The sequence below is a fragment of the Streptomyces sp. NBC_00028 genome (genome assembly GCF_045041065.1).
Taxonomy (GTDB): domain Bacteria; phylum Actinomycetota; class Actinomycetes; order Streptomycetales; family Streptomycetaceae; genus Streptomyces.
In genome coordinates, this window is sequence record NZ_CP108293.1 from 3,187,730 (window position 1) to 3,213,918 (window position 26,189).

Consider the following 26,189-nt stretch of genomic DNA (forward strand, 5'->3'; position numbering starts at 1 on the left):
TCGTGAGGGATTCGCACCCGCGATGCTTGACACTGTTGAGTTCGTGCTGCCGTTCATCCATGCCAAACAGCTAAGGTGCGCGGGGTGCATTCAGCGTCTCACCAAAAAGTTTGACGGTCAACACGATCACGCCCCGTATTGGCGGGCAACCCGGGGGCGCGCGGCCTGGAAACGGCGGCGCAGCGACTCCTGCGGGGCCCTCGGGGCGTAGCGATCATCCTTAAGTGCGGAGCCTCCCAGGAAAAGCCGTTCTTGGCAACCACCAGGGCCTTTCTGCTTCGGGCAGCTGCCGGTGGCATGTCCCTCCGCTTCCACCAGGCGTGGTTTACAGAACCGGTTCAACGGATGGCGAAGCCGTCGTAACCCCCGCGGGGTGTGTCCCAGATCTCGGTGACACCGTCCACGCGTCCGGGCGTGTCGTCACCCAGAAGCCACTCGAGGAGTCCTTCGCACCCCTCGCGCGGGCCCTCGGCGACCACCTGGACCCGTCCGTCCCCCAAATTGAGAGCAAAACCACTCAGCCCACCGAGCTCCAGGGCCTTGGCCCGCGTGAACCAGCGGAAACCCACACCTTGGACGCGTCCACGCACCCAGGCGACCAGTCGTACATCCTCGCTCATGAGTGCAACCTAACCAACCAATGTCTCTCCGGGCGCTCCCTCCCCTGGCGCCATGCGGTACCGTCCCCTGCCAATGAATCTCATACGAAACTCACTCGATCGTGTGAGTTTTGTGAGTTCGGTCCGACCGCCGGGGACGAGTCGGCCACAAAGGACGAGGAAGGCCAGGACACATGGGACGCCACCGACGCTCCGCCGCCGGCCGCGCCGCCACGGGCCGCGCCACGGGGGTCACGGAAACAGACGGCTCGTACACGAGCGGCTACGACCCGCAGGACTCGTACAACATTGACCAGCAGGATCCGTACGGCGTCGACCAGCAGCACGCGTACGGCATCGACCAGCAGTTCTCGTACGACTTCGAGGCCGACGCCCGGGGTCCGCACACGGGCGAGTACCCCACGATGGGGATCGCGCCCTATCTGAACCCCGAGGCGCACTCCCGCAGCGACGCCTATCTCTACGCGACGAACGACGAGTACGCCCGGACCAGCGGCACCGCCATGTTCCCGAGCGAGGGCTTCTCGCCGGACGACGGGCCGCGGCGCGGTGGCTCGCGGCGTCGGCGCAAGAAGCGGGTCGTGACGCCGGTCAAGACCGGTCTGCTCGGGGTCTCCGCCGCGGTCGCCATCGGCACTGTCGCGGTCGCCACCGGTGTGGTGCCCGGCCTCGACAACTACAAGCTCGGCGGCGGCAGCGGCGCCGACAAGGTGCAGGCCGCGGACACCCCGACCAACTCCGCGACTGAGCAGGGCGGCACGTCCGGCAGCGCCGACGACAGCCGGGAGGACGAGGCGGCCAGCCGCGGCGGCGACCGCACGGCCTCGCCGACCCCCACCCCGTCCGCCTCGGCCTCGACGGCGGCGCCGACCAAGACGCCGAGCAAGGAAGCGACGAAGACGCCGACCAAGGAGCCGAAGGCGACTCCTACGCGGACGGCCACCAAAGCGCCGCAGAACACCACCGCTCCGGGCATCACGGTGTCGGCCGAGGCGCAGGCCGAGGCCGAGGTGCTGAAGCTGGTGAACGAGGAGCGGGCCAAGGTGGGGTGCAGCGCGGTGTCCGCGAACAGCGCGCTGGGCAAGCTCGCCGAGGACTTCAGCGACGCCATGGCGGCCGAGGGCTTCTTCGACCACACCGACCCCAGCGGCAGGACCCCCTGGGACCGGGCCGAGGCGGCCGGCATCAGCAACCTCGGTGGCGAGAACATAGCCAGGGGCCAGGCCGACGCGGCAGCGGTGATGGAGGCCTGGATGAACAGCCCGGGCCACAAGGCGAACATCCTGAACTGCGACTTCAAGACGCTGGGCGTGGGTGTTCACTTCGGGTTCGGCGGACCCTGGTGGACCCAGGACTTCGGCTACTAGCAGCGCCTGCGACGAGGGGCTCCCATCCGGTCACCGGACGGGAGCCCCTTCGTATGTCCCGATGCTTACGCGGCGACGGCGGTCCGGCCGTGCGCGAACACCTTCGCCGTCTCGGCCAGCCGGCGCCCGAGGTGCTCGGCCGTCGCCACGTCGGCCTTGTGGACGGCGTCCGGACCCTCGTCCACGTTGGTCTGCGCGGCGGCGCCCGCGAAGACGCCGAGGCGGTTGAGGTCGTGCTCGGAGCCCTCGCTGTTGTTCCAGCCCGGGTGCAGACCGAGGTTGATCCAGTGCATGCCGTGCTGGGCGGCGAGGATCTGGAAGAACTGCAGGGTGTGCAGCTTGTCGCCACTCTTGGAGCCGGAGTTGGTGAAGCCGGCGGCCAGCTTGTCCTTCCAGTCCTGTCCGAACCAGCGCTTCGAGGTCGCCTCGGCGAAGACGTGGAAGGGGCCGGACGCGGTGCCCATGTAGGTCGGCGAGCCGAAGACGATCGCGTCGGAGCCGTCGAGGACGGTCCACTGCTCCTCGGTGATCTCGGCGACGTTGATCAGATGCACCTCGGCTGCGGCCTCCTGCGCACCGGCGCGGACGGCCTCGGCGAGGACGGCGGTGTGGCCGAAGCCGGAGTGGTAGGCGATGGAGACAACAGGGGTGGTCACGATGGGAACTCCTGGGATGCGCAGGTCACTGACGATGAAGAAAGGAAAGCACTAACTTCTAGTTAGTGCAACCTACCGGTTAGCGCTGCGTTCGAGTACGCTTGAGGTATGGACATCACGCAGGAGCGCACGCCCGAGCAGGACCAGGACCTGGCTTTCGACGTGTTCGCCAAGGCCTGCCCGTCGCGGGGCACCCTGGAGCACATCACCGGCCGCTGGGGCGCGCTCACGCTCGGCGCGCTGCACGAGGGCTCCCTGCGCTTCAACGAGCTGCGCCGTCGCGTCGACGGCGTGAGCGAGAAAATGCTGTCCCAGACCCTGCACGCGCTGGAGCGCGACGGCCTGGTGCACCGCGAGGCCCAGCCGACCAACCCGCCCCGCGTGGACTACGAACTGACGCCGCTGGGCCAGGAGATGGCCACGCGGCTGCTCGGCCTCATCCACTTCCTGGAGGGCCGGATGGACGACGTGCTCGACGCACGTCAGCGCTACGACGAGACGCGCGGCGCCCTCTGACACTTCGGGCAGAAGTAGCTCGACCGGTTCATCCACGGCCGTCGGCGCATCGGCGTACCGCACCGCTTGCAGGGCAGGCCTTCACGGCCGTAAGCGTCGAGCGAGCGGTCGAAGTAGCCGGACTCTCCATTGACGTTGACGTACAGGCTGTCGAAGCTGGTGCCGCCGACCGCGAGGGCCGCGTTCATCACATCCCTTACGTGGCCCAGGAGTTCGGCCGTGCGCGGGCGCGTGAAGCCGGCGGTCGGACGCTCGTAGTGCACGCGGGAGCGCCAAAGCGCCTCGTCCGCATAGATGTTGCCGACGCCGCTGATCAACGACTGGTCCAGCAGGGCCCGTTTGATGGTCGTGCGCTTGCGGCGCAAAGCCTGGTGGAAGGCCTCGTCGTCGAAGAGGGGGTCCAGGGGGTCGCGGGCGATGTGCGCGATGACGTCGGGCAGGCCGTCCACGGTGTTGTCGTGCAACGACAGTCCGCCGAAGGTGCGTTGGTCGACGAAGCGGAGCTCGGTCCCGAGACCGTCGGCGAAACGGACGCGGATGCGCAGATGCTTCTCGTCCGGTGACTCGTGCGGCTGGACCAGGAGCTGACCGCTCATGCCGAGGTGCGCCAGGACCGACTGGTCGGTGTCCTCCAGGGGCAGCCACAGATACTTGCCGCGGCGGCTGGGGACGCCGATGCGATGGCCCTTGAGACGGTGCGCGAAGTCATCGGCACCGGCGAGGTGCCGGCGTACCGCACGCGGGTGCAGTACCTCGGCCTCGGCGACCGCGCGATGGGCGACCCACCGCTCCAGACCGCGTCGTACGACCTCGACCTCGGGCAACTCGGGCATGGGATCCCCCGTGACAAGCCGGTGTATGAGCCGAGCGCCCGCCCCGGTGCGGGACGGGCGCTCGGTGTGCTGCTCTGTTCTCTGCTGTTTCTCAGGCGGAGGCGGGCGTCTCGTCGACGCCGGCGTCGGCTTCAGCGGCCTTCGCCGCAGCCTTGGCGCGCTCGTCCGCCGCGGCCCGGATGGACCGCCAGGCGGACTCGGCGGCCTGCTGCTCCGCCTCCTTCTTGCTGCGGCCGGTGCCGGTGCCGTACGAGACGCCTCCGACGCGGGCGGCAGCAGTGAAGGTCTTCTCGTGGTCGGGGCCGGTCTCCGAGACCTGGTACTCGGGCACGCCGAGTCCTTCGGTCGCGGTGAGCTCCTGGAGACTGGTCTTCCAGTCCAGGCCGGCACCGAGGTTGGAGGACTTCTCGATCAGAGGGTCGAAGAGCCGGTGGACGAGTTCGCCCGCCGCGTCCAGACCCTGGTCGAGATAGACCGCGCCGATCACCGCTTCGAGGGTGTCGGCGAGGATGGACGCCTTGTCCCGGCCGCCCGTGCCCTCTTCACCGCGGCCGAGCCGGATGAAGGAGCCAAGGTCGAGCCCACGGCCCACCTCCGCCAGCGCACGAGAGTTGACCACCGCGGCCCGCAACTTGGCCAGCTGGCCTTCGGGCAGGTCGGGGTGGGTGCGATACAGCGTGTCGGTGACCACGAGGCCGAGCACGGAGTCCCCGAGGAACTCCAGCCGTTCGTTGGTCGGCAGACCGCCGTTCTCGTACGCGTAGGACCGGTGGGTCAGCGCACGCACCAGAAGGGCGGACTCGAGCTTGTACCCGAGCCGCCCTTCCAACAGCGTGTGGGACGAGGCCGTGGTCTCCGCAGAGTTCTTCTTCGGCGTGGACACAGTGCCTCTCACCAGCCGCTCAGACCTCGAGGACCTGGCGCTTGTTGTAGGTGCCGCAAGACGGGCACGCGATGTGCTGCAGCTTGGGCTCGTGGCAGCGCTCGCACGCAACCAGGGTGGGGACCGCAGCCTTCCACTGCGACCGGCGGTGGCGCGTGTTGCTGCGCGACATCTTCCGCTTCGGAACAGCCACGGCTACTTCTCCTGCTTCTCGTCGACGCCAGCTTCGGCGCCGCTCATCTCGTCCTTCTCGCCGTCTTCGAGTGAACCGGCGAGTCCCTGCAGTGCCGCCCAACGGATGTCGACGGCGTCGTGGTGGTGGTCCGGGTCGTCCGTGAGCCGCGCTCCGCATTGGGAGCACAGGCCCAGACAGTCGTCCTGGCACACCGGCTGCATCGGCAGGGCAAGCACCACCGCGTCACGCAGCACGGGTTCGAGGTCGAACAGGCCGTCCTCGAGATAGAGCCTGTCCTCGTCGTCCTCGGCGTCGTCGTCGGGCTCCGCCGCTTTCGCGCGGCCCCGCTCGTCGGCGTCAGGGTACGAGAACATCTCCTGGAAGTCCGCTGCGAGCTCCAGCTCGAGCGGCTCCAGACACCTTACGCACTCCCCCTTCGCCAGTGCACGGGCGGTGCCTGTGACAAGCACCCCTTCCATGACCGACTCAAGGCGGAGTTCGAGCTCCACCGGGGCGCCTTCCGGCACTCCGATGACTCCCTGGATCCCGAGATCCTTGGGGGCGTCGATCTCACGGGTCAGGCGCTGCAGCGCACCAGGACGCCGCCCCAGCTCGTGCGTATCGAACACGAGAGGGTTGCGGTGGTCGAGGCGGGCGTTCAGAACCATTCCTGCTTTCGATCTTCGAGCTCAGAGGGACGCCGCCCTTCGGTGTTCCCGGGCAGCGTTGATCGCGGACGTACGCGCGACCGAAGAGCCAGGATACTGGACCTTTCGCTCACGGCCCAATCCGGTGGTCGGCGACCCGTCCCCGACCGGTGCTTACTGGCCGCGGCCCTGCTCGTACGCCCTCAGCTGCTCCGGCGTGATCATGCCGGTGTCGAAGAGGCTGGTCTCGTCGAGCGCGTACGACTGCTGGGCCTGCGCGGCCTGCTGGGCCTGTCCGGCGTCGTAGGGGACCTGCTGGGCGTCGTAGCCCTGGTAGGCGTAGGGATCGGCCTGCTGGTAGCCGTAGGGGTCCTGCTGCTGGGCGTAGGCCGGCTGCTGCGGATAGCCGCCGCCGTAGGTGTCCTGCTGCTGGTAGCCGTAGGCGGGCTGCTGGTCGTACTGCTGCTGTTGCGGTACGGCCGGGGTGTCCTGCTCGGCGAGGGCCGCGAGGTCGGCGAGGTAGTCGGCGTCGCTGGAGTGCTGGACGGTGGAGAGGTCGTCGGCGAGGGCGCCGAGGTCGTCGGTGGCGATCCGGCCGTGCAGCTTGGCACGGCCCTTGCCGACCGCCTCCAGGGTCTTGGCGAGGACCGCCTCGAAGGCGCCCAGCTTGGTGTCGACGTACGCGTCGGCGTCGCGGCGCAGGGTCTCGGGGTCGTGGCTGCGCTCGGGGGCGTCCTCGTCCTCGTAGCCCTGCTCGTCCAGGCCCGGTCCGGTGCCGAGGAGCTTCTCGCGGCCGCGGCCGACCGAGCCGAGGGTCTTGGTGAGGACGACCTCGAAGTTGGCGAGCTTGGAGTCGACGTAGTCGTCGGCCTCGGCGCGGACCTCCTCGGCCTCCCTGCGGGCCTCGTTCAGGATCCGGTCGGCCTCGGCCTGCGAGCGGCGGGCCACCTCGGTGTCGGAGATCAGCGAGCCGCGCTCGGCGTGCGCGCCGGAGATGATCCGCTCGGCCTCCTGGCGGGCCTGCTCGACCATCGAGTCACGGTCGCCGATCAGCACCTGTGCCTGGGCGAGGGAGTCGGGCAGGGCCGCCCGGACCTCCTCCAGCATCGCGAGCAGTTCGGCGCGGTTGACCACGCACGAGGCCGACATGGGCATCGACCGGGCGCCGGAGACCGAGGCGACGATCTCGTCGAGCTTCTTCTGCACGTCCACCTGTGCTCGCCACTCTCTACAGCTGTGTTGGAGACGGACGGGACGACTGTAGCCCCATCAGTCCTTGTGCAGGCGCTCGTTGAGGGCGTCCAGGACGACCGGCGGCACCAGGTGGGCGATGTCGCCGCCCCAGGTCGCGACCTCCTTGACGAGGGAGGAGGACAGGAAGCTGTAGGTGGGGTTGGTGGGGACGAACAGGGTCTCCACGCCCGAGAGGCCGTTGTTCATCTGGGCCATCTGCAGCTCGTAGTCGAAGTCGCTGACCGCGCGCAGGCCCTTGACGATCGCGGGGATGTCGCGCTGCTTGCAGTAGTCGACGAGGAGTCCGTGGAAGGCCTCGACCTTCACGTTGCCGTACTCGGCGGTGACCTGGCGGATCAGATCGATCCGCTCGTCGATCTCGAACAGGCCCTTCTTGGACTTGTTGATCATGACCGCGACATAGACCTCGTCGTACAGACGGGAGGCGCGGGAAATGATGTCGAGATGTCCGTTGGTGATCGGGTCGAACGACCCGGGACAGACGGCGCGGCGCACTTGAGCTCCCTCGCTCTCCGGTCCGGTCATCGTGCGTCTTCGCACGTAGAGGCGGCGCGACCGTACCAAAACGTTCCCTCGCCGTAGCGACGGGACCGGAGTGCTTCAAAACCCTCCGGCCATCCGAATTCACCGCCTCTGGTGCTGCGCTCCACGGTGACGAGCGCGTCCGCCGCGAGCCAGCCCCCCGAGCGGAGTGTGAGGAGAATCTCCCGAAGATCGTGATCTGTGACTCGGTACGGCGGGTCCAGGAAGACGATGTCGTACGGCTCGGCCGGTGCCGGTTGCTGGACGATCTGCTCCGCTTTGCCCGCCCGGACCTCGGCGCCGGGGAGGGCGATCGCTTTCACGTTCTCCCGGATGATCCGGGCGGCTCTCGCGTCCGCCTCCACGAGGAGGGTGTGGCTCGCGCCGCGGGAGAGAGCTTCGAGGCCGACCGCGCCTGATCCGGCGTAGAGGTCGAGAACTCGCTCGCCGTCCAGGGGGCCGCCCAGGAGGGACTGCCAGGTGGAGAAGAGACCTTCGCGTGCGCGGTCGGAGGTGGGGCGGGTTCCGTTTCCCGGGGGTACGGCCAGGCGACGTCCACCGGCTGTCCCGGCGATCACGCGAGTCATCTTCGGTCCTTGTTCGGGGATGGGGACGGGTTCAGTTTCTCAGCCCTTCTCCAAGTACTGCTCCCTCTCCTCGTCCAAGAGAGCATCGAGCGCCGTGCGCAGAGCCGGGAGGTTCTCCAGCTCCGGGTCCGCCTCCACCACCGCCACCGCCTCCTCCCGCGCCTCCGCGATGACCTCCTCGTCCTCGATGACGGCGAGGACCTTCAGCGAGGTGCGGGCGCCGGACTGGGCCTGGCCGAGGACGTCGCCCTCGCGGCGTTGTTCGAGGTCGATGCGGGAGAGTTCGAAGCCGTCCAGGGTCGAGGCCACCGCGTTCAGGCGCTGGCGGGCGGCGCTGGCCTCCGGCATCTCGGTCACCAGGAGACAGAGGCCCGCCGCCGAGCCTCGGCCCACCCGGCCGCGGAGCTGGTGGAGCTGGGAGACGCCGAAGCGGTCGGCGTCCATGATCACCATGGCGGTGGCGTTGGGGACGTTGACACCGACCTCGATGACCGTGGTGGCGACCAGGACATGGGTCTCGCCGGCGGCGAAGCGGCGCATGACCGCGTCCTTGTCGTCGGGATGCATACGGCCGTGCAGGACCTCGACCCGCAGCCCGTTCAGCGGGCCCTTGGTGAGCTGGTCGGCGATCTCCAGGACGGCCAGCGGCGGGCGCTTCTCGGCCTCGTCCTCGGCGGACTTGCGAGCCTTCTTGGGGTCGGCGGGTTCGTCGATGGCGTCGCCGATGCGGGGGCAGACGACGTAGGCCTGATGGCCGTTCTCCACCTCCTCGCGCACCCGCTCCCAGGCGCGGGCCAGGAAGTGGGGCTTGTCGGCGGCCGGGACGACATGGCTGGCGATCGGGGAGCGGCCCGCCGGGAGCTGGTCGAGGACCGAGGTCTCCAGGTCGCCGAAGACCGTCATCGCGACCGTGCGCGGGATGGGCGTGGCCGTCATGACGAGGAGGTGCGGGGGCTGTTTGCCCTTGCCGCGCAGGGCGTCGCGCTGCTCGACGCCGAAGCGGTGCTGTTCGTCGACGACGACCAGGCCGAGGTCGTGGAACTGGACCTTGTCCTCGATCAGCGCGTGGGTGCCGATGACGATGCCCGCATCGCCGGTGACGAGGTCGAGCAGCGCCTGTCTCCTGGCGGCCGTCCCCATGGACCCGGTGAGCACCACCACCTTGGTGGCGTGCTCGGACCCGCCCAGCATGCCGCCCTCGGCCAGCTCGCCCATCATCTCGACGACCGAGCGGTGGTGCTGCTGGGCGAGGACCTCGGTGGGGGCGAGCATGGCGGCCTGACCGCCTGCGTCGACGACGGCGAGCATGGCGCGCAGGGCCACCATCGTCTTGCCCGAACCGACCTCTCCCTGCAGCAACCGGTGCATCGGATGCTCCGTCGCCAGGTCGTCGAAGATCTCCTTGGAGACCTTCTGCTGGCCCTCGGTGAGGGTGAAGGGGAGTCGGTCGTCGAAGGCCGTGAGGAGGCCGTTCGGCTTGGGTTTGCGGGCGACCGCCGGGAGTTGGGCGTCGGCGTGGCGGCGGCGGGCGAGGGCGACCTGGAGGACGAAGGCCTCGTCCCACTTGAGGCGGGAGCGGGCGTCGTCGATGTCGGCCTTGGTGTGCGGGCGGTGGATCTTGAGGAGGGCCTCGGGGAGGGAGACCAGACCGCGGCCCTCGCGCAGGGAGTCCGGGAGGGGGTCGGCGGCCTCCTGGGCGCTGGGCAGGACCGTCTGGATCGCCTTGCCGATCTTCCAGGACTCCAGCTTGGCCGTGGCGGGGTACAGGGGGATGAGGGCGCCGGCCCAGGTCTCGACCGTCTCTTCCGCGTCGCCGCGCAGCAACTCGTATGCCGGGTGTGCCAGTTGGAGGCGGCGGTTGAAGACGGAGACCTTGCCCGCGAACATCGCGCGGGTGCCCGGCAGGAGTTCCTTGTGCGGTTTGTGGACGCCGGCGCCGAAGAAGACCAGCTGGAGGCGGCCGTTGCCGTCGGTGATGGTGACTTCGAGGCGCTGGCCCTTGCCGCGCGGGGCCTTGCTGGAGGCGAAGGTGTGCAGGCGGGCGTCGGCGACCATCGCCACCACCGTGACGTGCTCGTCCATGGGGAGGTCGGCGAGGTGGGTGAGCTGGCCCCGCTCCTCGTATCTGCGCGGGTAGTGGTGCAGGAGATCGCCGACGGTGTGCAGGCCGAGATGCTCGGCCATCACCTTCGCGGTGGGTGGTCCGAGCACCTTTTTCAGTGGTTCTTCGAGCGCGGGCACGAGATCCATTGCACACCACCCCACTGACAAAGCCGTATACGTCTTGCGAAACCCCTGGTCAGGCGGGCTGTTCCGGCTTTAGGATGACGCGCCTCCGGCCATCCCTCCGCGGTCACCGCCCCACCGGGACCGCCCGACCCCGCGCCGTCGACCGTCCCCCGCCCACGGCGCCGTTGCGATGGACTCCCAGACCTCACCGTCATCCCAGGCTTCCCCGTCACCGCACACGTTCCAGGTCGACCTGCGTGGTCTGGTGGACCTGCTCTGCCATCACCTCTACTCCAGTCCGAGGGTCTATCTGCGCGAGCTGCTGCAGAACGCCGTGGACGCCATCACCGCCCGGCGGGCCGAACAGCCGGGCGCCCCGGCGACGGTGCGGCTGTACGCGGCGGGCGGCGCGCTGCGGGTCGAGGACTCCGGCGTGGGGCTCACCGAGGCCGACGTGCACGACCTGCTGGCGACCATCGGCCGCAGTTCGAAGCGGGCCGACGGCATCCAGGAGGCACGCTCCGAGTTCCTCGGGCAGTTCGGCATCGGGCTGCTGGCCTGTTTCGTGGTGGCCGAGCGGATCCGGGTGGTCAGCCGCAGCGCCCGTACGCCGGACGCGGTGCCGGTGGAGTGGACGGCGAGCGACGACGGTTCGTACACCGTGCGGACGCTGACGCTCGAGGCCCGGACCGAGCCCGGTACCACCGTGCATCTGACGGCACGGGCCGGGGCCGGGGAGTGGCTGGCCCCGGAGAAGGTCCGCGCGCTGGCCCGGGACTTCGGCGCGCTGCTGCCGTACGACGTGCGCGTGGACGGCGAGGCGGTCACCGATCTGCCGGCGCCCTGGGACCGGTCGTACCCCTCTCCCGCCGCCCGCCGGGTGGCCCTGGCGCGGCACTGTCATGACCTGTTCGGGTTCACCCCGCTGGACTCGGTCGGCCTTGACGTGCCGCTCGCCGGGATCCGCGGGGTGGCGTACGTGCTGCCCTCGGCGGTCAGTCCGGCGCAGCGGGCCACGCATCGCGTCCACCTCAAGGGGATGCTGCTGACCGAGCGGGCCGAACAGCTGCTGCCCGACTGGGCGTTCTTCGTGCGGTGCGTGCTCGACACGGACAGTCTGCGGCCCACCGCGTCACGCGAGGCGCTCTACGAGGACGAGACGCTGGCCGCCGTACGGGAGGCCCTGGGCGAAAGGATTCGGTCCTGGCTGACGGGTCTGGCCGCGGGCGATCCGGAACGTCTTGCGGCGTTCCTGTCGGTGCACCACCTGGGGGTGAAGGCGCTGGCGCGGCACGACGCGGAGATGCTGCGCACGATGCTGCCGTGGCTGCCCTTCGAGACGACGGACGGGCAGGTGTCCCTGGAGGAGTTCGCGCGACGGCACCCGGTCGTGCACTTCACCCGGACCGTCGAGGAGTACCGGCAGGTCGCGCCGATCGCGTCGGCGCAGGGCATCGGGGTGGTCAACGGCGGTTACACGTACGACAGCGACCTGGTGCAGGCGTTGCCGTCGGTGCGGCCGGGGACGGTGGTCGCGGAGCTGGACGCGGAGACCGTGACCGCGCATCTGGACGCCGTCGACCCGGCCGAGGAGCTGGCGCTCGCGGGCTTCCTTGCCGTCGCGCGGGCCACCCTGGACCCCCTGGGCTGTGATGTCGTCCTGCGCGCCTTCCACCCGCTCACCGTGCCCGCGCTGCACCTGGACGACCGCGCGGCCCGGCACGAGCAGGCCCGTGCCGACGCCGAAGCGCAGGCGGACGACCTGTGGGCGGGCATCCTGGGTTCGCTGCGCGGCACCGCCCCGCGCGCGCGGCTGGTGCTCAACCACCTCAACCCGCTGATCCGGCGGATCAGTTCGCTGCGCGGACCGGAACTGATCGGCACCGCCACGGAGTCCCTGTACGGGCAGGCGCTGCTGATGGCGCAGCGACCGCTCAGGCCCGCGGACTCGGCGCTGCTGAACCGGTCCTTCATCGGTCTGCTGGAGTGGGCCACGAACGGCGAGGAGGGGCACTGATGGGGGAGATCACGGACTTCGACGCACTGCGCCGGGCGATGGCGGAGAACGGCGAGCAGCCGGAGGGCCCCGCCCGCAACGCGCGCGCGGAGCAGCTGCTGGCCGAGGCCGAGAAGCTGAACATCCCGCTCGCCGTGATCGAGGCGCTCGGACACCAGCTGAAGGTCTACAACTACAGCTCCGAGAAGGACAAGATGTTCGTCCCCTTCGCGCGTCTGCTGCGCCTGTGGGACGAGCGGCCCGAGGACTTCGACGAGTACGAGACGCACACGCTGCACTGGGTCTTCAAGTGGATGTCGTCCGGGATGCTCGACCAGCCGCACATCCCGCTCGCCTCCATAGAGAAGTGGCTCGGCGAGATGGAGCACCGCTACCGGCTCGCCGGGCACTCCGAACGGGCGGTGCGCAGCGTCGAGTTCACCGTCGCCGCGCATGTCGGGGACACCGCGCGCGCGGAGCGGGCGTTCACCGCGTGGCTGGCGGCCGACCGGGACCGGATGTCCGACTGTCACGCGTGCGAGCTGAACGGGCAGGGCTGGTGGCGGGCGGAGCAGGGCCGGGACGCGGAGGCGCTGGAGTTGTGGGCGCCGGTCCTGGAGGGTGAGTTCACCTGCGCGCACGAGCCGCACACGGTCCTCGCGTCCTCCCTGGTCCCGCTGCTGCGGCTGGGCCGCCTGGACGAGGCGCGCGCCCACCATCTGCGGGGCTTCCGGCTGGTGCGGGCCATGGAGAGCATGCGGTCCGCGTACGCGGACCATGTGGAGTTCTGCGCGCTGACCGGCAACGAGGCCCGCGGCCTGGAGCTGCTGGCGGAGCGCCCCGCGTACTTCACGGACACCGGTCATCCGCGCGGCAGGCTGGAGTTCCTGAGCGTGGTCACGCTGCTCATGGACCGGCTGATCGCCCTCGGCCTGGGCGACCGGCAGGTGCCGGGACCGGCCGACCGGACGTGGACCGCCCACCACCTCGCCGCACACGCGCGTGCGGAGACCCTGGACCTGGCCGGTCAGTTCGACCGGCGCAACGGGACGACATACGTCAGCGACCGGGCACGCGCGCGTATGGCGCGGGAACCGCTGGTGGAGCGGCTGCCGTTGGGCGTGCGCTCGGCCCGCCCGGCCACCGCGTCGGCCACGCCGCCCGCGCCCGCCGCCCCGGAGCCCGAGCGCACCGACCTCGCCGCCCTGATCGCCGAGGCCCGCCGCCTCGCGGACGGCCTCCAGCCGAACGCCGTGGAGGCGTGGGCGGCGGTCGCACGCGCCGCGGAGGGCGTCGAGCTCGACCCGCGCGACCAGGCGGAGATCGTCGACCACCGGGCGATGGACCTCGGCCCCGAGGGCGCCCATCTGTTCGAGCGCGCCGCCGAGCTGTTCGCGGCGGCGGGCGACCCCGGAGAGGCGCTGGCGGCACGCACGCGTGGCGCGTTCATGCGGGCCCTCGCCGGAGACGTGGACGGGGCGCTGGCGGCGGTCGCGGGGCCCTACGACGAGGCGCTGGCCCTGTACGCCGAGGACGGCACCGGCGTACGGCAGACGGCGTCGGTGCTGATGGGGCGGGCGCGGATCCTGATGCGGCGGGTGCAGGCGGCCGAGGAGGAGGGTGCCCCGGAGACCCGGGTCCTCGCCGACGCGGAGGCCGCCGTACGGGAGGTGCTCGCGCTCGTCGGCGGCCGGGCCGGGGACGACGTACGGCTCGGCGCCCGGGCCGCGGAGGCGCGGGCCATGCTCGCCGAGCTGGCGGCGCACGCCGGGGACCTGCCGAAGGCGGCCGAGCTGTTCGCGCGGGCCGCGGAGGGGTTCGTGGCGGCGGGGCTGCCGTGGTTCGCGGTGGAGTACCAGGCCCGGTTGGCCGGGCTCGCCCATCATCTCGGCGACATGGCGCGGACCGAGCGGGCGCTGCGGGACGCCCTGGACCACGGCGGGCCGTACCTGGAGGCCACGGGGCGGGCCCAGCTGCACCTCCAGCTCGCCGAGGTGCTCGGCGGCACCGGGCAGGCCGAGGAAGCCGCGGAGCAGGCCCTGGAGGCCGCGCACTGGGCCGACGCGGCCGGGGCTGGGCCGACGCTCGGCGCGTGGGCGCGGCATCTGCTCGGCGGGTTCCTGCTGCGGCAGGGCCGGTGGGCCGAGGCGGCGGAGGTGCTGGAGTCGGCGCTGCCCGACCTGAGCGTCGAGACGCACGGCGACGGGGCGGTCGTCCAGACGCAGTGGTGGCTCGGCGACTGTCTGAGCGAGCTCGGCGAACACCGCGAGGCCGCCGCACGCCGTCTCCAGGCCGCCGAGCTCGCCCGTCAGTGGCCCGAGCAGCAGGACCACGCGACGCTGGCCCATCTCGCCGCCGAGTCGCTCGACCAGGCGGGCCTGTCCGACGAGGCCGACCGGGCGTACACGCGCGCGGGTGAGCTGTGGCGCTCGCTCGGTGACGTGCACGGCCTGGTGCGCGCCCTGCGCGCCCGCGCGTGGCTGGCGCTGGGCGCGGAGGGCGGGCAGGACGAGGCCCGGGAGCTGATGGAGGCGGCGGTGCGGGAGTGCGCGGAGGCGCTGGGCCCGGACTCCGTCGACGACGAGGCCCGCCAGCGGCTCGTCGCCGAACTCGGGCACACCCACCGGCAGTACGGCGACCTGCTCGCCCGCTCGGCCGCGGAGGACGCCGAGGACGAGACGATCCAGGCCGCCCTGGAGGACGCGCTCGACCAGATCACCGAGGCGATCGTGGTGTTCGCCTCCCTCGGCGACGCCGCCCTGCACAGCCGCACCGGCGCCGAACTCGCCGCCGGCTGGCTGGAGGCCGACCTCAGCCGCCCCGACCGCGCGGCGGCACGCGCCCGTGCGGTGCTGGCGGCGTACGACGCGTATGAGGCCGACGAGACGGATGAGACGGACGAGACGACACCGGCCCGGCGTGCGGAGGCGGAGCAGATGCTCCAGGTGCTGGACGACTAGAGCCACGTACGGGAGAACCCGTCGTCACTCCACGCCGATCAGCAGCAGCGCCCCCTGCCGTCCGCCCCGGTACACCACGGTGTCGACGGCGAGGTACGCCTCACGCACGCGTGCTTCGAGGTGGTCGGCGATGGACACGGGGGCGTCGTCGCCGAGGACGAGCGTCACGAGTTCGCCGCCCGCCGACAGCATGCGGTCCAGGACGGTCTCGGCGGCGGCGGTGACGTCGGAGCCGATCACGGCCACGTCCCCGTCGATGAGGCCGAGGATGTCGCCCGCCTCACAGATGCCGGCGAGGGTCCAGGACTGGCGCTCGGCGACGGCGACCTCGGCGTAGCGGGTCGCGCCGGCCGCCGAGGTCATCGAGACCACGTCCTCGTCGAAGCGGCGCTCGGGCTCGTGCACCGCGAGCGCGGCGATGCCCTGGACCGCGGAGCGGGTCGGGATCAGGGCGACCCGGATGCCCTCGGTACGGGCCTGCTCGGCCGCGGCGGCCGCGGTGTGCCGCAGGTCCGCGTCATTGGGCAGCAGCACGACCTCGCGCGCGTGGGCCCGTCGTACGGCCTCGACGAGTTCCCCGCTCGCGGGCGGCTCCCCGGGGCGCGCGAGCACGGCGGTCGCGCCGGCCTCCGTGTAGAGCCCGGCCAGGCCCTCGCCGGGCACGACGGCGACGACGGCCCGCTGCACCCGCTCCCTGGGCGGTCGCTCGCCCCCGCGCGTGTGGACGTCGCCGACCCCGAAGTGCGTGATCCGGATCCGGTACGGCCGCCCGGCCTCGACGCCCGCCTCCACGGCCGCGCCCGCGTCGTCGACGTGCACGTGGACGTTCCACAGCCCGTCGCCGCCGACGACGACGAGGGAGTCCCCGAGGGCGTCGAGACGGGTCCGCAGCCGCGTCACGGCCGCGTCCTCGGCCTCCAGGAGGTAGATCACCTCGAAGGCGGGCCCATCGGCTTCCCCAGGCACGTCGGCGCACTCGTCACCGGCCGCCATGGACGCCGTATCGGAAACGGCGTCCACGCGCGCGTGCACGACAGAAGAAGTCGCCACCCCCCTGGGCGTCTCCCCCGTGAACGTCTCCACCAGCGCCCCGAGCACCGCCACCAGCCCGCGCCCGCCCGCGTCGACCACCCCGGCCCGCTCCAGGACCACCAGCTGGCCGGGCGTCGCCGCCAGCGCCGCCCGCGCTCCCTCGTAGGCGGCCCGTGCGACGGCCCCGCAGTCGCCCTCGCCCGTGCTCCGCTCGGCCGCGTCGGCCGCGGCCGACGCGACGGACAGGACCGTGCCCTCGACCGGGTGGGCCACTGCCTGGCGGGCGGAGTCGGCCGCGCGCCGCAGCGCGAGGCGGAGCCCGGAGCCGTCGGTGTGAGACGCCTCACCGTCGTCGGCGAGGACCTGGGCCATGCCGCGCAGCAGCTGGGCGAGGATCGTCCCGGAGTTCCCGCGGGCGCCTATGAGGGCGCCGTGCGCCATCGCGCGCGCCGCGTCGGCCAGGGAGGGCCTGCCGCCCTCGTCGTAGGCGGTGAAGACGGCCTCGACGGCCGCCGCCGCGGACTCCGCCGTCAGATACAGGTTCGTCCCGGTGTCGCCGTCGGCCACCGGATAGACATTGATCGCGTCGATCTCCTCGCGCGCCCGCCCGAGCGCCTCCAGCGCGAGACCGCACCAGGTGCGCACCGCGAGAGCATCGAAGAATGTCTGCGGCACCTGCGCCACCTGCGCCTCCTTGGACTGCTGGACGTGGACGCAGCGTAGACCCCGAAAAGGGGTCCGCCGGAAGAGGGCTGGGAGCAGGGCCCTGAGCAGGCATGGTAGTTTCGTTCTACTGGCGCAGTCGTTGTATGCTGCTCCGGTTGCCCGATCCCATCGGGCCATTCCCCTGGCAGCGCCACTCAGATCTTTGATCCTGCGATCTCGATCCCGGCTTGCCGGGATCCAACCGTAAGTGCATCTGAAGTCTTTGGAGTGACCCGTGGCTGCCAACTGCGACGTCTGCGGCAAGGGGCCGGGCTTCGGCAACAACATCTCGCACTCGCACCGCCGTACGTCCCGTCGCTGGAACCCGAACATCCAGCGCGTTCGTACTGTGGTCGGCGGGACGCCGAAGCGCGTGAACGCTTGCACCTCGTGCATCAAGGCCGGCAAGGTCTCGCGCTGACGCACAGCTAAGCGCGCGGCCACTGCTGGTTCGCTGCACAGAGCCGGTCCACCTCAGGGTGGGCCGGCTTTTTGCCGTGCCTATGCGCGAAACCGCCATCCATGATCGACGGGTCCGATGCCGCCGCCCAGCGCGAACCCGGCCTTGATCGCCCCGGTGACGTACTCCTTGGCGACCGTCACCGCCTCCGGCACGGACCGCCCCTTCGCCAGCTCCGAAGCGATCGCCGAAGCCAGGGTGCAGCCCGTCCCGTGCGTGTGCCGGTTGTCGTAGCGGGGCGCCCGCAGCCAGTGCTCCTCGGACCCGTCGGTCAGCAGATCGACGGCGTCCCCCGCGAGATGACCGCCCTTGACGAGCACCCACCGCGGCCCGTACGACAGCACGGCCTCGGCGGCCCGCCGCAGGTCCTGCTCGGACTCGACGCGCACCCCCGCCAGCTGGGCCACCTCGTCGAGGTTCGGGGTCGCGACGGTCGCCACCGGAAGCAGCCGTGTGCGCACCGACTCCAGGGCCGAGGCGGCCAGCAGCGAGTCCCCGTGCTTGGAGACTCCGACCGGGTCGACGACCGCCGGGGCGTCCGTCCCGGCGAGCAACTCGGCCACCTCCTCGACCAGTTCGGCCGAGGCCAGCATGCCGGTCTTCACGGCCTGTACGCCGATGTCGTCGACGACGCTGCGGTACTGGGCCCGCACGGTCTCCACGGGCAGCGGCCAAGCCCCTTGCACGCCCAGGGAGTTCTGCGCGGTGACGGCCGTGACGACGCTCATGCCGTGCACTCCGAGCGCGAGCATCGTCTTCAAGTCGGCCTGGATCCCGGCGCCTCCGCCGGAGTCGGAGCCCGCAACCGTGAGCACCCTCGGCCGGGCGGTCACGACTCGATGTCCCCGAAGTGGTCCCAGCCGCCCTTGCTCGTCCACGGCGCACCGTCGACCGTCACCTGGGGCAGCGCCGAGGGGTTCAGGACCTCGCCGATCACCTTCCAGCGGGCGGGCAGCTTCACGTCCGGCGGGAAGGTCGCCACGATCGCGTGGTCCTCTCCCCCGGTCAGCACCCACTGCATGGGGTCGACGCCGACGGCCTGGCCGATGTCGTTCATCTGGGACGGGATGTCGATCGCGCCGGAACGGATGTCGATGCGGACCTTGCTGGCCTCGGCGATGTGCCCGAGGTCGGCGATCAGCCCGTCGCTCACGTCGCACATGGCGGTCGCGCCCAGGCCCGCCGCCGCCGGCCCCGCGTGATACGGCGGCTCGGGGCGTCGGTGCGCCTCCACGAAGGCCCGCGGCGAGCGGAAACCGCGCGACAGCACCGCGAACCCGGCCGCCGACCAGCCCAGCCAGCCGGTCACGGCGACGAGGTCGCCCGGCTGTGCCCCGGCCCGCGTGACCGGCTCCTGGTTGCGCAGATCGCCGAGCGCGGTGATGGAGACCATGATCGTGTCCCCTCGTACGACATCTCCGCCGACCACCGAGGCGCCCGCGACCTGGCACTCGTCGCGCAGGCCGTCCATGAGCTCGCTCGGCCAGGTCACCGGGAGTTCGGCCGGGACTACCAGACCGAGCAGCAGGGCCGTCGGTACGGCGCCCATGGCGGCGATGTCCGCGAGGTTCTGTGCGGCGGCCTTGCGGCCCACGTCGTAGGCCGTGGACCAGTCCCGGCGGAAGTGCCGCCCCTCCAGGAGGATGTCGGTGCTGGCCACGACCCGGCGGTCGGGAGCGGACACCACGGCGGCGTCGTCGCCGGGGCCGACCCGGACCGCGGGGGTGGTGGTGAGACGGGAGGTGAGCTCCCTGATGAGCCCGAACTCCCCGAGCTCACCAACAGTGCCCTTCATTGCCCTTCGCCCCTTCTGTCCCTTGCCGTGCCCGGTCGCGCGTGACCAGTGTCCTCGATACGGTCGAAGTGACCGTCAACTTCTGTCATGCCGGCACCCCGGCGCGGGCGTCCACGCCCCCGCGGGTCTCCCCGCGGCGAGCGGCGACGCGATACCGTGGCGTTCCTTTTCCCCACATGATCCTCGTGGCCGCCCTGGAGGTTCCGTGGTACAGGCGTACATCCTGATCCAGACGGAGGTCGGCAAAGCGTCGACCGTCGCCGAGACGATCAGCAAGATTCCTGGGGTGATCCAGGCCGAGGACGTGACAGGACCTTATGACGTGATCGTGCGGGCCCAGGCGGACACCGTCGACGACCTCGGTCGGATGGTGGTCGCGAAGGTCCAGCAAGTGGACGGCATCACGCGCACCCTGACCTGCCCGGTCGTACATCTGTAGCCCCCGTCTACCCTTGGCCGGTGAACTCTTTCCGTCACCGGCTCATCGGTCTGCCCGCGCTCGCCCTGTTGATCACCGCCGCGGGCTGCTCCTCTGCAGACGACGGCGCGTCGGCGGCGGTTCCCAGTGCCGGTACGAAGGCCACCGAGCTGTGCCGGAAGCTGGACAAAGCGCTGCCTGCCAAGGTGAACGGTGAGAGCCGCGAGGATCCCGAGCCCGCGTCCGCACTGACCGCGGGCTGGGGGAACCCGGCGATCATACTGCGCTGCGGCGTGGCACGGCCGCCGAAGATGATCGACCCGAAGGTGGCCGAGGGAGGCGACCCGGACGCGGTCGCGGGCGGCGTGAACGGCGTCGACTGGCTGATGGAGAAGCAGGACGCCGGCGCGTACCGCTTCACCTGCGCCAATCGCGAGGCGTACGTCGAGGTGACCGTGCCGAAGGGCGTGGACACCTCGACCGTACTGATCGACCTGGCCGGGTCCGTCAAGAAGGCGATCCCCGAAGGGATCGCCGACTAGGGTCTGTCCGGCGGATCAGGTCCTAGGTCAACGCAGTCCGGTCGACCGCCGCAGCGCCGCCCGGATCAGCAGATCCACCAGCTCCGGGTAGCTGATCCCGGTCGCCTGCCACATCTGCGGGTACATCGAGATCGGCGTGAAGCCCGGCATCGTGTTGATCTCGTTGATCACGAACTCGCCGTCCTCGGTGAGGAAGAAGTCCGCGCGGACCAGCCCCTCGCAGGAGGCCGCGTCGAAGGCGTCCACGGCGAGCCGCTGGACCTCCGCCGTCTCCTCGGGGGTCAGCGGGGCCGGCACCAGACCCGGGGTCGAGTCGATGTACTTGGCCTCGAAGTCGTAGTACGCGTGGGCGTCCGGCGGCGGGATCTCGGCGGGCACCGAGGCACGCGGGCCGTCCTCGAACTCCAGGACTCCGCACTCGATCTCACGGCCGCGCAGGGCCGCCTCGACGAGGATCTTCGGGTCGTGCCGCTGGGCCTCCTCGATGGCCTCGTCGAGCCCGGACAGGTCGTCGACCTTGGTGATGCCGATCGAGGAACCCGCGCGCGCGGGCTTCACGAACAGCGGCCAGCCGTGCTCGCCGGCGAAGTCGACGATCTTCTTGCGCGCGGTCTGCTCGTCCTGCTCCCACTCACGGGGCCGAATCACCACGTACGGGCCGACCTTGAGCCCGAAGGAGGTGAACACCCGCTTCATGTACTCCTTGTCCTGGCCGACGGCCGAGGCGAGCACGCCCGAGCCGACGTAGGGGACACCGGAGAGCTCCAGCAGGCCCTGCAGGGTGCCGTCCTCGCCGTAGGGGCCGTGCAGCACGGGGAAGACGACGTCGACCTCACCGAGCGCCTTGGGCACCGATCCCGGTTCGCTGTAGACGACTTCGCGGTTCGCGGGGTCCACGGGGAGCACCACGCCGCCCTCGTGCGACTCGGCCAGCTCGTCGACGTTGGGCGTACGGCGCTCGGTGATCGCCATGCGGTCCGGTTCGTCGGCGGTGAGCGCCCAACGGCCGTCCTGGGTGATGCCGATCGGCAGGACGTCGTACTTGGTCCGGTCGATGGCCTTGAGGACGGCGCCCGCTGTGACCACGGAGATCCCGTGTTCGGAGCTGCGCCCGCCGAACACGACGGCCACGCGCGGCTTGCGAGACGGCTGCTCAGGGCTCTGGGGGAGGTTCTCGGTGCTCATATCGCGTTGAGAGTACCCGTTGGTAGAGCCCCGATACAGCGTGCCTCGACCGGCGTCGCTCAGCGTCGTTCGGGCTTCGCGCTGCGCGACATCAGCTCCTTGACGGCGACCACCGGGGGCTTGCCCTCGTGCACGATGGCGACGACCGTCTCGGTGATCGGCATGTCGACGCCGTGCCTGCGGGCCAGATCCAGCACGGACTCACAGGACTTGACGCCCTCGGCGGTCTGCTTGGTGACCGCGATGGTCTCCTGCAGGGTCATGCCCTTGCCGAGGTTGGTGCCGAAGGTGTGGTTGCGCGAGAGCGGCGAGGAGCAGGTCGCCACCAGGTCGCCGAGACCGGCGAGTCCGGCGAAGGTGAGCGGGTCGGCACCGAGCACGACACCGAGCCGCGCGGTCTCCGCGAGGCCGCGTGTGATGAGCGAGCCCTTGGCGTTGTCGCCGAGTCCCATGCCGTCCGCGATGCCGACGGCGAGCCCGATGACGTTCTTCACCGCGCCGCCGAGCTCGCAACCGACCACGTCCGTCTCGGTGTACGGCCTGAAGTAGGGCGTGTGGCAAGCGGACTGGAGTTTGCGCGCGACCGCCTCGTCGGTGCACGCGACCACCGCGGCGGCCGGCATCCGGGCGGCGATCTCGCGCGCGAGGTTGGGTCCGGTGACCACGGCGATACGGTCCTGCCCCACCTTGGCGACGTCCTCGATCACCTCGCTCATCCGCATGGCGGAACCGAGTTCGACGCCCTTCATCAGCGACACGAGGACGGTGTTCGGCGCGAGCAGCGGCACCCACTCGGCGAGGTTGCCCCGCAACGTCTGCGACGGGACGGCGAGCACGGTGAAGTCGGCGTCGCGCGCGGCCTCGGCGGCGTCCGTCGTCGCCCGCAGGTTCACCGGGAGTTCGACGCCGGGGAGGTAGTCCGGGTTCGTACGCGTGGAGTTGACCGCGTCCGCGAGTTCGGCGCGACGGCCCCACAGGGTGACCTCGCAGCCCGCGTCCGCCAGGACCATGCCGAAGGCGGTGCCCCAGGAACCGGTACCGAAGACAGCCGCCTTGACGGGCTTGCTCACTTGGCGCTCTCCTCCTCGTGGCCGGTCTCGGCCTGACTCCGTCGACGCTGCTCGATCCGCTCCCGGCGCGGGTCGTAGGGCGTGGCGGGCGCCTTCTCGCCGCGGATCTGCTCCAGCTGGCGGGTGACGGCGGCCATGATGACCTCGGTGGCGTCCTTGAGGAGGTCCGGGGTCATCTCCTGGTCGTAGAACGGCGTCAGGTCCACCGGCGGGCCCGCGAGGACCTGCGAGGTCTTGCGCGGGCGGAGGTTGAGCTTCTTGGCGTACGGCGGCAGCACCTCGTTGGCGCCCCACTGCGCGACCGGGATCACCGGGCACTTGGTCTGCAGGGCCACCCGCGCGGCGCCGGTCTTGCCGGTCATGGGCCACTGGTCGGGGTCCCGGGTGATGGTGCCCTCGGGGTAGAACGCGACGCACTCACCGCGCTCCACGGCGTCGATCGCGGCGCGGAAGGCGCTCAGCGCGTCCGTGGTCTCGCGGTAGACGGGGATCTGTCCGGTGCCGCGCATGAAGGCACCGACGAATCCCTTCTTGAAAAGACCGCTCTTCGCGAGGAATCGCGGAACACGGCCGGTGTTGTACTGAAAGTGCGCGTACGCGAAGGGATCGATGTGCGAATTGTGGTTCACCGCGGTGATAAATCCGCCATCAGCCGGAATGTTCTCCATTCCGCGCCAGTCCCGCTTGATCAGAACCACCAGCGGAGGTTTGGCGATCACCGCTGCCAAGCGGTACCAGAAGCCGATTCTGCGGCGGGGCACGCGGACACCTTCCTCTAGGGGCCTTCAGGGCCGGACAAGTGTCGCCCCAGGCCGCCGGTCTGTCGAGAACACCGTACGCCTCGCCGCGACGACCGCCAGATGGCCCAGGTGACGGCTGAGTGACAATGATCGCGACAAGGGAGGGACGGAACGCTCGTGCACTGGACCTTGGTCATACCCCTGAAGCCCCTGGAGCGGGCCAAGAGCAGGCTCTCGGACACCGCCGGCGACGGGCTGCGCCCGGGTCTCGCCCTCGCCTTCGCCCAGGACACGGTGGCAGCGGCGCTGGCCTCCCCCGCGGTCGGTGATGTGGCAGTCGTCACGGACGATCCGCTGGCCGCCCGCGAGCTGGCCGCCCTGGGCGCCCGTATCGTCCCCGACGAGCCGCAGGGCGGCCTGAACGCGGCGCTGGCGTACGGGGCGGCGGTCGCCAGGGCATCGCACCCGGAAACCCCGCTGGCGGCCCTGAACGCCGATCTGCCGGCCCTGCGCCCCCTTGAATTGACCCGGGTGCTGAACGCGGCGGCGGAATTCCCGCGCGCTTTCCTGCCGGACGCGGCGGGAATCGGTACGACGCTCCTGGCGATCCGCGGTGACCAGGAATTGCGCCCGGCATTCGGCACGGATTCCCGGGCCAGGCATCGCGCCTCGGGAGCGGTGGAACTGACTCTCACGGACGTCGACTCGGTACGCCAGGACGTGGACACCGGCGAGGACCTGCGGGCGGCGCTGGCACTGGGGGTGGGGCCGCGCACGGCGACGGTGGCGGCTCAGCTCCTGGGCCCGGTGCCCGGGCACTAGGCTGCGAGCATGCAGGCGACCGCTTACACCTACGACGCCGAAACCCGCACCGGCAGTGTGCTGCTGGACGACGGCACCCCCGTCCCCTTCGACGCCCCGGCGTTCGACGCGGGCGGTCTGAGGCTGCTGCGCCCCGGACAGCGGGTGCGGATCGAGCTGGAGGACAGCAAGGTCATCCTGGTGACCCTGCAGACCTTCTGAGCCCTCTCAGCGAAAAACGCGCCGCGGGCCGGACTCCACAAGGAGTCCGGCCCGGCGCGTGAGTACGCTGCGCCCCTACCTCTTGCGGGCGGTGGCCTTCTTGGCGGTGGTGGTGCGAGCCGTCGACTTCTTGGCGGGGGCCTTCTTGGCCGTCGCCTTCTTCGCCGGGGCCTTCTTGGCCGTCGCCTTCTTGGCGGTGGTCTTCTTCGCGGCGGAGGTCTTGGCGGCGCCCGTGGTCTTCTTGGCCGTCGTCTTCTTCGCCGTGGTCTTCTTCGCGGTCGCCGTGGTCTTCTTGGCGGTCGTCTTCTTCGCCGTGGTCTTCTTCGCGGCGGCGGCCGTCGCCTTCTTCGCCGGGGCGGCCTTCTTCGCGGCGGCCTTCTTGACCGTCGCCGAAGCTCCACCGGTCAGGCTGCCCTTGGGGGCCTTCTTGACCGCGACGTCGTTCTTCGGGAGCTTCTTCGTGCCGCTCACCAGGTCCTTGAAGCCCTGGCCCGCGCGGAAGCGCGGAACGGAGGTCTTCTTGACCCGAACCCGCTCGCCCGTCTGGGGGTTGCGGGCGTACCGGGCCGGGCGGTCGACCTTCTCGAACGAACCGAAGCCGGTGACCGAGACCCGGTCCCCCGCCACGGTCGCGCGGACGATGGCGTCCAGGACCGCGTCGACCGCGTCGGCGGCCTGCTGACGGCCACCGACCTTGTCGGCAATCGCTTCTACGAGCTGCGCCTTGTTCACGTCTTCCCCTTCGGAGACATCGCCCGAACGAAACTGTTCAGGCTTTTTCGCACGTTAGGCAGATATATACCGCAAATCAAACACGAAACGGGCTTATCACCCTTGTGCCGCAACGGGTTCGACTGTCTTGGACTTGTTCAGCGTTCCTCTTCGGGGAATCGACCCGCGTCGAGGTCCGCCGTGAAGGCCTCCAGACGCCTTGCCGCATCGGCGAGATCGTGCTTGGCCGCGGCCGTAATGACCAGCAGCTTCCGGGTCAGCGCCATCCGTACGCCCTCCGGGACTTGCAGTGCGCGCACTGTTGTGTGCGCTTCCTTGAGTTGGTCCGCGACCGCCGCATAGAGCTCGAGTTGGCCGTCGTGTTCCATGCACAGATTGTGCCATCTGGGGCGAGTTGTCGCCCGCTCAGGGTGCAACTGCCGCCCGAAACGGCCTTGCCGGCGCCGCCGGAAGCCGCGCCTTCCACTCTCGCGTACCCCTGCAACACCCCCTCTAACGTGGGAAGTTGATGAGCACTCCCGGCACGCGCAGGGCCGTTCGGGTGCAGACACGGCTGTACCCCCGATCGGGCTGATCGGGGGTACAGCGGGGGGTGTTCGGTGGCCGAAACTCGACCTGTTCAGTTGTGTCGCGCGAGCGTCGCGGTCAGACCTCGAGCGTCCGCGGCTTGAACGAGGGCCGCTTGGCCTCGTACGCGGCGATGTCGGCCTCGTTCTGGAGGGTGATGGAGATGTCGTCCAGCCCGTTCAGCAGCCGCCAGCGGGAGTTCTCGTCCAGCTCGAAGCTCGCGGTGACGCCCTCGGCGCGCACCTCGCGGGCCTCCAGGTCGACGGTGATCTCGGCCTCGGGGTCGTTCTCGCTCAGCTCCTGGAGCGATTCCACGATCTTCTGGTCCAGAACGACCGTGAGCAGGCCGTTCTTGAGCGAGTTGCCGCGGAAGATGTCGGCGAACCGGGAGGAGATGACGGCCTTGAAGCCGTAGTTCTGCAGCGCCCACACCGCGTGCTCACGGGAGGAGCCGGTGCCGAAGTCGGGGCCCGCGACCAGAACGGTCGCGCCCTTGCGCTCGGGCTGGTTGAGGATGAACGTCTCGTCCTTGCGCCAGGCCTCGAACAGCCCGTCCTCGAACCCGTCCCGCGTGACCTTCTTGAGCCAGTGAGCAGGGATGATCTGGTCGGTGTCGACGTTGCTGCGGCGCAGCGGGACGGCCCGGCCGGTGTGCGTGGTGAATGCTTCCATGAC

The 26,189-nt window shown here is 70.6% G+C and carries 28 protein-coding genes; 9 read left to right on the forward strand and 19 right to left on the reverse strand.

What is annotated here, in order from left to right; all coding sequences use genetic code 11:
- Window positions 1–338 precede the first annotated feature (338 nt).
- Window positions 339–620: an acylphosphatase gene (locus OG885_RS13865; RefSeq protein ID WP_399966586.1), complete on the reverse strand. Its 282-nt coding sequence runs from the start codon at window positions 618–620 to the stop codon at window positions 339–341.
- A 173-nt stretch (window positions 621–793) separates the two neighbouring features.
- On the opposite strand from OG885_RS13865, the gene OG885_RS13870 reads away from it, so the two are divergent.
- Window positions 794–1,987, forward strand: coding sequence for a CAP domain-containing protein (locus OG885_RS13870; protein ID WP_405730793.1), 1,194 nt, complete (start codon window positions 794–796; stop codon window positions 1,985–1,987).
- A 65-nt stretch (window positions 1,988–2,052) separates the two neighbouring features.
- On the opposite strand, the gene OG885_RS13875 is transcribed toward OG885_RS13870, so the two are convergent.
- Window positions 2,053–2,643, reverse strand: coding sequence for a flavodoxin family protein (locus tag OG885_RS13875; protein WP_405730795.1), 591 nt, complete (start codon window positions 2,641–2,643; stop codon window positions 2,053–2,055).
- A 108-nt stretch (window positions 2,644–2,751) separates the two neighbouring features.
- Between OG885_RS13875 and OG885_RS13880 the strand changes: the two genes are divergently transcribed.
- Window positions 2,752–3,159, forward strand: a complete 408-nt coding sequence (locus OG885_RS13880; protein ID WP_399966583.1) for a winged helix-turn-helix transcriptional regulator — start codon at window positions 2,752–2,754, stop codon at window positions 3,157–3,159.
- Here OG885_RS13880 and mutM read toward each other — a convergent pair.
- The 8 genes from mutM to recG all read right to left on the reverse strand — a co-directional run bounded on the left by mutM (window position 3,132) and on the right by recG (window position 10,310).
- Window positions 3,132–3,992, reverse strand: a complete 861-nt coding sequence (gene mutM / locus OG885_RS13885; RefSeq protein ID WP_405730797.1) for a bifunctional DNA-formamidopyrimidine glycosylase/DNA-(apurinic or apyrimidinic site) lyase — start codon at window positions 3,990–3,992, stop codon at window positions 3,132–3,134. The two genes, OG885_RS13880 and mutM, sit on opposite strands and share 28 nt — an antisense overlap.
- A gap of 91 nt (window positions 3,993–4,083) precedes the next feature.
- Entirely contained in the window at window positions 4,084–4,887 is an 804-nt protein-coding gene (gene rnc, locus OG885_RS13890; RefSeq protein ID WP_405730799.1) for a ribonuclease III, read from the reverse strand.
- 7 nt (window positions 4,888–4,894) lie between these two features.
- A complete protein-coding gene (gene rpmF, locus OG885_RS13895) occupies window positions 4,895–5,068 on the reverse strand; it encodes a 50S ribosomal protein L32 (RefSeq protein WP_007493396.1) in 174 nt (57 codons plus the stop codon).
- A 2-nt stretch (window positions 5,069–5,070) separates the two neighbouring features.
- On the reverse strand, window positions 5,071–5,718 hold the full coding sequence (locus OG885_RS13900; RefSeq protein WP_405730801.1) for a YceD family protein: 648 nt from the start codon (window positions 5,716–5,718) through the stop codon (window positions 5,071–5,073).
- A gap of 153 nt (window positions 5,719–5,871) precedes the next feature.
- On the reverse strand, window positions 5,872–6,909 hold the full coding sequence (locus OG885_RS13905; RefSeq protein ID WP_405730803.1) for a cell division initiation protein: 1,038 nt from the start codon (window positions 6,907–6,909) through the stop codon (window positions 5,872–5,874).
- A 57-nt stretch (window positions 6,910–6,966) separates the two neighbouring features.
- Complete coding sequence (gene coaD, locus OG885_RS13910; RefSeq protein WP_399966598.1) at window positions 6,967–7,446, reverse strand: pantetheine-phosphate adenylyltransferase; 480 nt, start codon at window positions 7,444–7,446, stop codon at window positions 6,967–6,969.
- Between the two features lie 26 nt (window positions 7,447–7,472).
- On the reverse strand, window positions 7,473–8,060 hold the full coding sequence (gene rsmD / locus OG885_RS13915; RefSeq protein ID WP_405730806.1) for a 16S rRNA (guanine(966)-N(2))-methyltransferase RsmD: 588 nt from the start codon (window positions 8,058–8,060) through the stop codon (window positions 7,473–7,475).
- Window positions 8,061–8,099: 39 nt separating this feature from the next.
- Window positions 8,100–10,310 carry an ATP-dependent DNA helicase RecG gene (recG, locus tag OG885_RS13920; protein WP_405730808.1) on the reverse strand — a complete coding sequence of 737 codons (2,211 nt, stop codon included), beginning with the start codon at window positions 10,308–10,310 and terminating at the stop codon, window positions 8,100–8,102.
- 169 nt (window positions 10,311–10,479) lie between these two features.
- Between recG and OG885_RS13925 the strand changes: the two genes are divergently transcribed.
- Window positions 10,480–12,306 carry an HSP90 family protein gene (locus OG885_RS13925; protein WP_405730810.1) on the forward strand — a complete coding sequence of 609 codons (1,827 nt, stop codon included), beginning with the start codon at window positions 10,480–10,482 and terminating at the stop codon, window positions 12,304–12,306.
- On the forward strand, window positions 12,306–15,245 hold the full coding sequence (locus OG885_RS13930; RefSeq protein ID WP_405730812.1) for a tetratricopeptide repeat protein: 2,940 nt from the start codon (window positions 12,306–12,308) through the stop codon (window positions 15,243–15,245). Before OG885_RS13925 ends, OG885_RS13930 begins: the two co-directional genes overlap by 1 nt.
- Window positions 15,246–15,269: 24 nt before the next feature.
- Here the strand turns inward: OG885_RS13930 and OG885_RS13935 are convergent, their stop codons facing one another.
- The gene (locus tag OG885_RS13935) at window positions 15,270–16,961 is read right to left on the reverse strand and encodes a DAK2 domain-containing protein (protein ID WP_405730814.1); all 1,692 of its coding nucleotides are present in this window, start codon (window positions 16,959–16,961) and stop codon (window positions 15,270–15,272) included.
- A gap of 256 nt (window positions 16,962–17,217) precedes the next feature.
- On the opposite strand from OG885_RS13935, the gene rpmB reads away from it, so the two are divergent.
- Window positions 17,218–17,403: a 50S ribosomal protein L28 gene (rpmB, locus tag OG885_RS13940; RefSeq protein WP_003993230.1), complete on the forward strand. Its 186-nt coding sequence runs from the start codon at window positions 17,218–17,220 to the stop codon at window positions 17,401–17,403.
- Window positions 17,404–17,483: 80 nt separating this feature from the next.
- On the opposite strand, the gene thiD is transcribed toward rpmB, so the two are convergent.
- Both thiD and OG885_RS13950 read right to left on the reverse strand, forming a co-directional pair.
- On the reverse strand, window positions 17,484–18,275 hold the full coding sequence (gene thiD, locus OG885_RS13945; RefSeq protein ID WP_405730816.1) for a bifunctional hydroxymethylpyrimidine kinase/phosphomethylpyrimidine kinase: 792 nt from the start codon (window positions 18,273–18,275) through the stop codon (window positions 17,484–17,486).
- Window positions 18,272–19,237, reverse strand: a complete 966-nt coding sequence (locus OG885_RS13950) for a thiamine-phosphate kinase (protein WP_405730818.1) — start codon at window positions 19,235–19,237, stop codon at window positions 18,272–18,274. Before OG885_RS13950 ends, thiD begins: the two co-directional genes overlap by 4 nt.
- A 205-nt stretch (window positions 19,238–19,442) precedes the next feature.
- Between OG885_RS13950 and OG885_RS13955 the strand changes: the two genes are divergently transcribed.
- Window positions 19,443–19,676, forward strand: a complete 234-nt coding sequence (locus tag OG885_RS13955; protein WP_003997603.1) for an Lrp/AsnC family transcriptional regulator — start codon at window positions 19,443–19,445, stop codon at window positions 19,674–19,676.
- A 20-nt stretch (window positions 19,677–19,696) separates the two neighbouring features.
- Entirely contained in the window at window positions 19,697–20,197 is a 501-nt protein-coding gene (locus OG885_RS13960) for a DUF3515 domain-containing protein (protein ID WP_405730820.1), read from the forward strand.
- 27 nt (window positions 20,198–20,224) lie between these two features.
- On the opposite strand, the gene OG885_RS13965 is transcribed toward OG885_RS13960, so the two are convergent.
- Genes OG885_RS13965 through OG885_RS13975 form a run of 3 tightly spaced genes read right to left on the reverse strand, consistent with a single transcriptional unit; the run spans window position 20,225 to window position 23,213 of the window.
- Window positions 20,225–21,382 (reverse strand): D-alanine--D-alanine ligase family protein, encoded by a 1,158-nt coding sequence (locus tag OG885_RS13965; protein WP_405730822.1) that lies wholly within the window; start codon window positions 21,380–21,382, stop codon window positions 20,225–20,227.
- Between the two features lie 59 nt (window positions 21,383–21,441).
- Window positions 21,442–22,452 (reverse strand): NAD(P)H-dependent glycerol-3-phosphate dehydrogenase, encoded by a 1,011-nt coding sequence (locus tag OG885_RS13970; protein ID WP_405730824.1) that lies wholly within the window; start codon window positions 22,450–22,452, stop codon window positions 21,442–21,444.
- Window positions 22,449–23,213: a lysophospholipid acyltransferase family protein gene (locus OG885_RS13975; protein ID WP_399966568.1), complete on the reverse strand. Its 765-nt coding sequence runs from the start codon at window positions 23,211–23,213 to the stop codon at window positions 22,449–22,451. The genes OG885_RS13970 and OG885_RS13975 overlap by 4 nt, the downstream gene beginning before the upstream one ends.
- 156 nt (window positions 23,214–23,369) lie before the next feature.
- Here OG885_RS13975 and cofC point away from each other — a divergent pair, with 156 nt between their 5' ends.
- Complete coding sequence (cofC, locus tag OG885_RS13980) at window positions 23,370–24,014, forward strand: 2-phospho-L-lactate guanylyltransferase (protein WP_405730827.1); 645 nt, start codon at window positions 23,370–23,372, stop codon at window positions 24,012–24,014.
- Between the two features lie 9 nt (window positions 24,015–24,023).
- The gene (locus OG885_RS13985; RefSeq protein ID WP_405730829.1) at window positions 24,024–24,215 is read left to right on the forward strand and encodes a hypothetical protein; all 192 of its coding nucleotides are present in this window, start codon (window positions 24,024–24,026) and stop codon (window positions 24,213–24,215) included.
- A 75-nt stretch (window positions 24,216–24,290) separates the two neighbouring features.
- Here the strand turns inward: OG885_RS13985 and OG885_RS13990 are convergent, their stop codons facing one another.
- The 3 genes from OG885_RS13990 to leuD form a co-directional block, all read right to left on the reverse strand.
- On the reverse strand, window positions 24,291–24,947 hold the full coding sequence (locus tag OG885_RS13990) for an HU family DNA-binding protein (RefSeq protein WP_329334299.1): 657 nt from the start codon (window positions 24,945–24,947) through the stop codon (window positions 24,291–24,293).
- A 137-nt stretch (window positions 24,948–25,084) separates the two neighbouring features.
- Complete coding sequence (locus OG885_RS13995) at window positions 25,085–25,315, reverse strand: hypothetical protein (RefSeq protein ID WP_329334300.1); 231 nt, start codon at window positions 25,313–25,315, stop codon at window positions 25,085–25,087.
- Between the two features lie 277 nt (window positions 25,316–25,592).
- Window positions 25,593–26,186: a 3-isopropylmalate dehydratase small subunit gene (leuD, locus tag OG885_RS14000; RefSeq protein WP_329334301.1), complete on the reverse strand. Its 594-nt coding sequence runs from the start codon at window positions 26,184–26,186 to the stop codon at window positions 25,593–25,595.
- Window positions 26,187–26,189: the final 3 nt, after the last annotated feature.

What these genes read in the sequence shown, in the direction of transcription:
- mutM (WP_405730797.1), bottom strand. Translation starts at nt 3,992, where the DNA reads ATGCCCGAGTTGCCCGAGGTCGAGGTCGTACGACGCGGTCTGGAGCGG.
- OG885_RS13925 (WP_405730810.1), top strand. Translation starts at nt 10,480, where the DNA reads ATGGACTCCCAGACCTCACCGTCATCCCAGGCTTCCCCGTCACCGCAC.
- OG885_RS13870 (WP_405730793.1), top strand. Translation starts at nt 794, where the DNA reads ATGGGACGCCACCGACGCTCCGCCGCCGGCCGCGCCGCCACGGGCCGC.
- OG885_RS13995 (WP_329334300.1), bottom strand. Translation starts at nt 25,315, where the DNA reads ATGGAACACGACGGCCAACTCGAGCTCTATGCGGCGGTCGCGGACCAA.
- OG885_RS13900 (WP_405730801.1), bottom strand. Translation starts at nt 5,718, where the DNA reads ATGGTTCTGAACGCCCGCCTCGACCACCGCAACCCTCTCGTGTTCGAT.
- OG885_RS13950 (WP_405730818.1), bottom strand. Translation starts at nt 19,237, where the DNA reads ATGAAGGGCACTGTTGGTGAGCTCGGGGAGTTCGGGCTCATCAGGGAG.
- OG885_RS13965 (WP_405730822.1), bottom strand. Translation starts at nt 21,382, where the DNA reads ATGAGCACCGAGAACCTCCCCCAGAGCCCTGAGCAGCCGTCTCGCAAG.
- leuD (WP_329334301.1), bottom strand. Translation starts at nt 26,186, where the DNA reads ATGGAAGCATTCACCACGCACACCGGCCGGGCCGTCCCGCTGCGCCGC.
- OG885_RS13865 (WP_399966586.1), bottom strand. Translation starts at nt 620, where the DNA reads ATGAGCGAGGATGTACGACTGGTCGCCTGGGTGCGTGGACGCGTCCAA.
- recG (WP_405730808.1), bottom strand. Translation starts at nt 10,310, where the DNA reads ATGGATCTCGTGCCCGCGCTCGAAGAACCACTGAAAAAGGTGCTCGGA.
- rsmD (WP_405730806.1), bottom strand. Translation starts at nt 8,060, where the DNA reads ATGACTCGCGTGATCGCCGGGACAGCCGGTGGACGTCGCCTGGCCGTA.
- OG885_RS13985 (WP_405730829.1), top strand. Translation starts at nt 24,024, where the DNA reads ATGCAGGCGACCGCTTACACCTACGACGCCGAAACCCGCACCGGCAGT.
- OG885_RS13880 (WP_399966583.1), top strand. Translation starts at nt 2,752, where the DNA reads ATGGACATCACGCAGGAGCGCACGCCCGAGCAGGACCAGGACCTGGCT.
- OG885_RS13930 (WP_405730812.1), top strand. Translation starts at nt 12,306, where the DNA reads ATGGGGGAGATCACGGACTTCGACGCACTGCGCCGGGCGATGGCGGAG.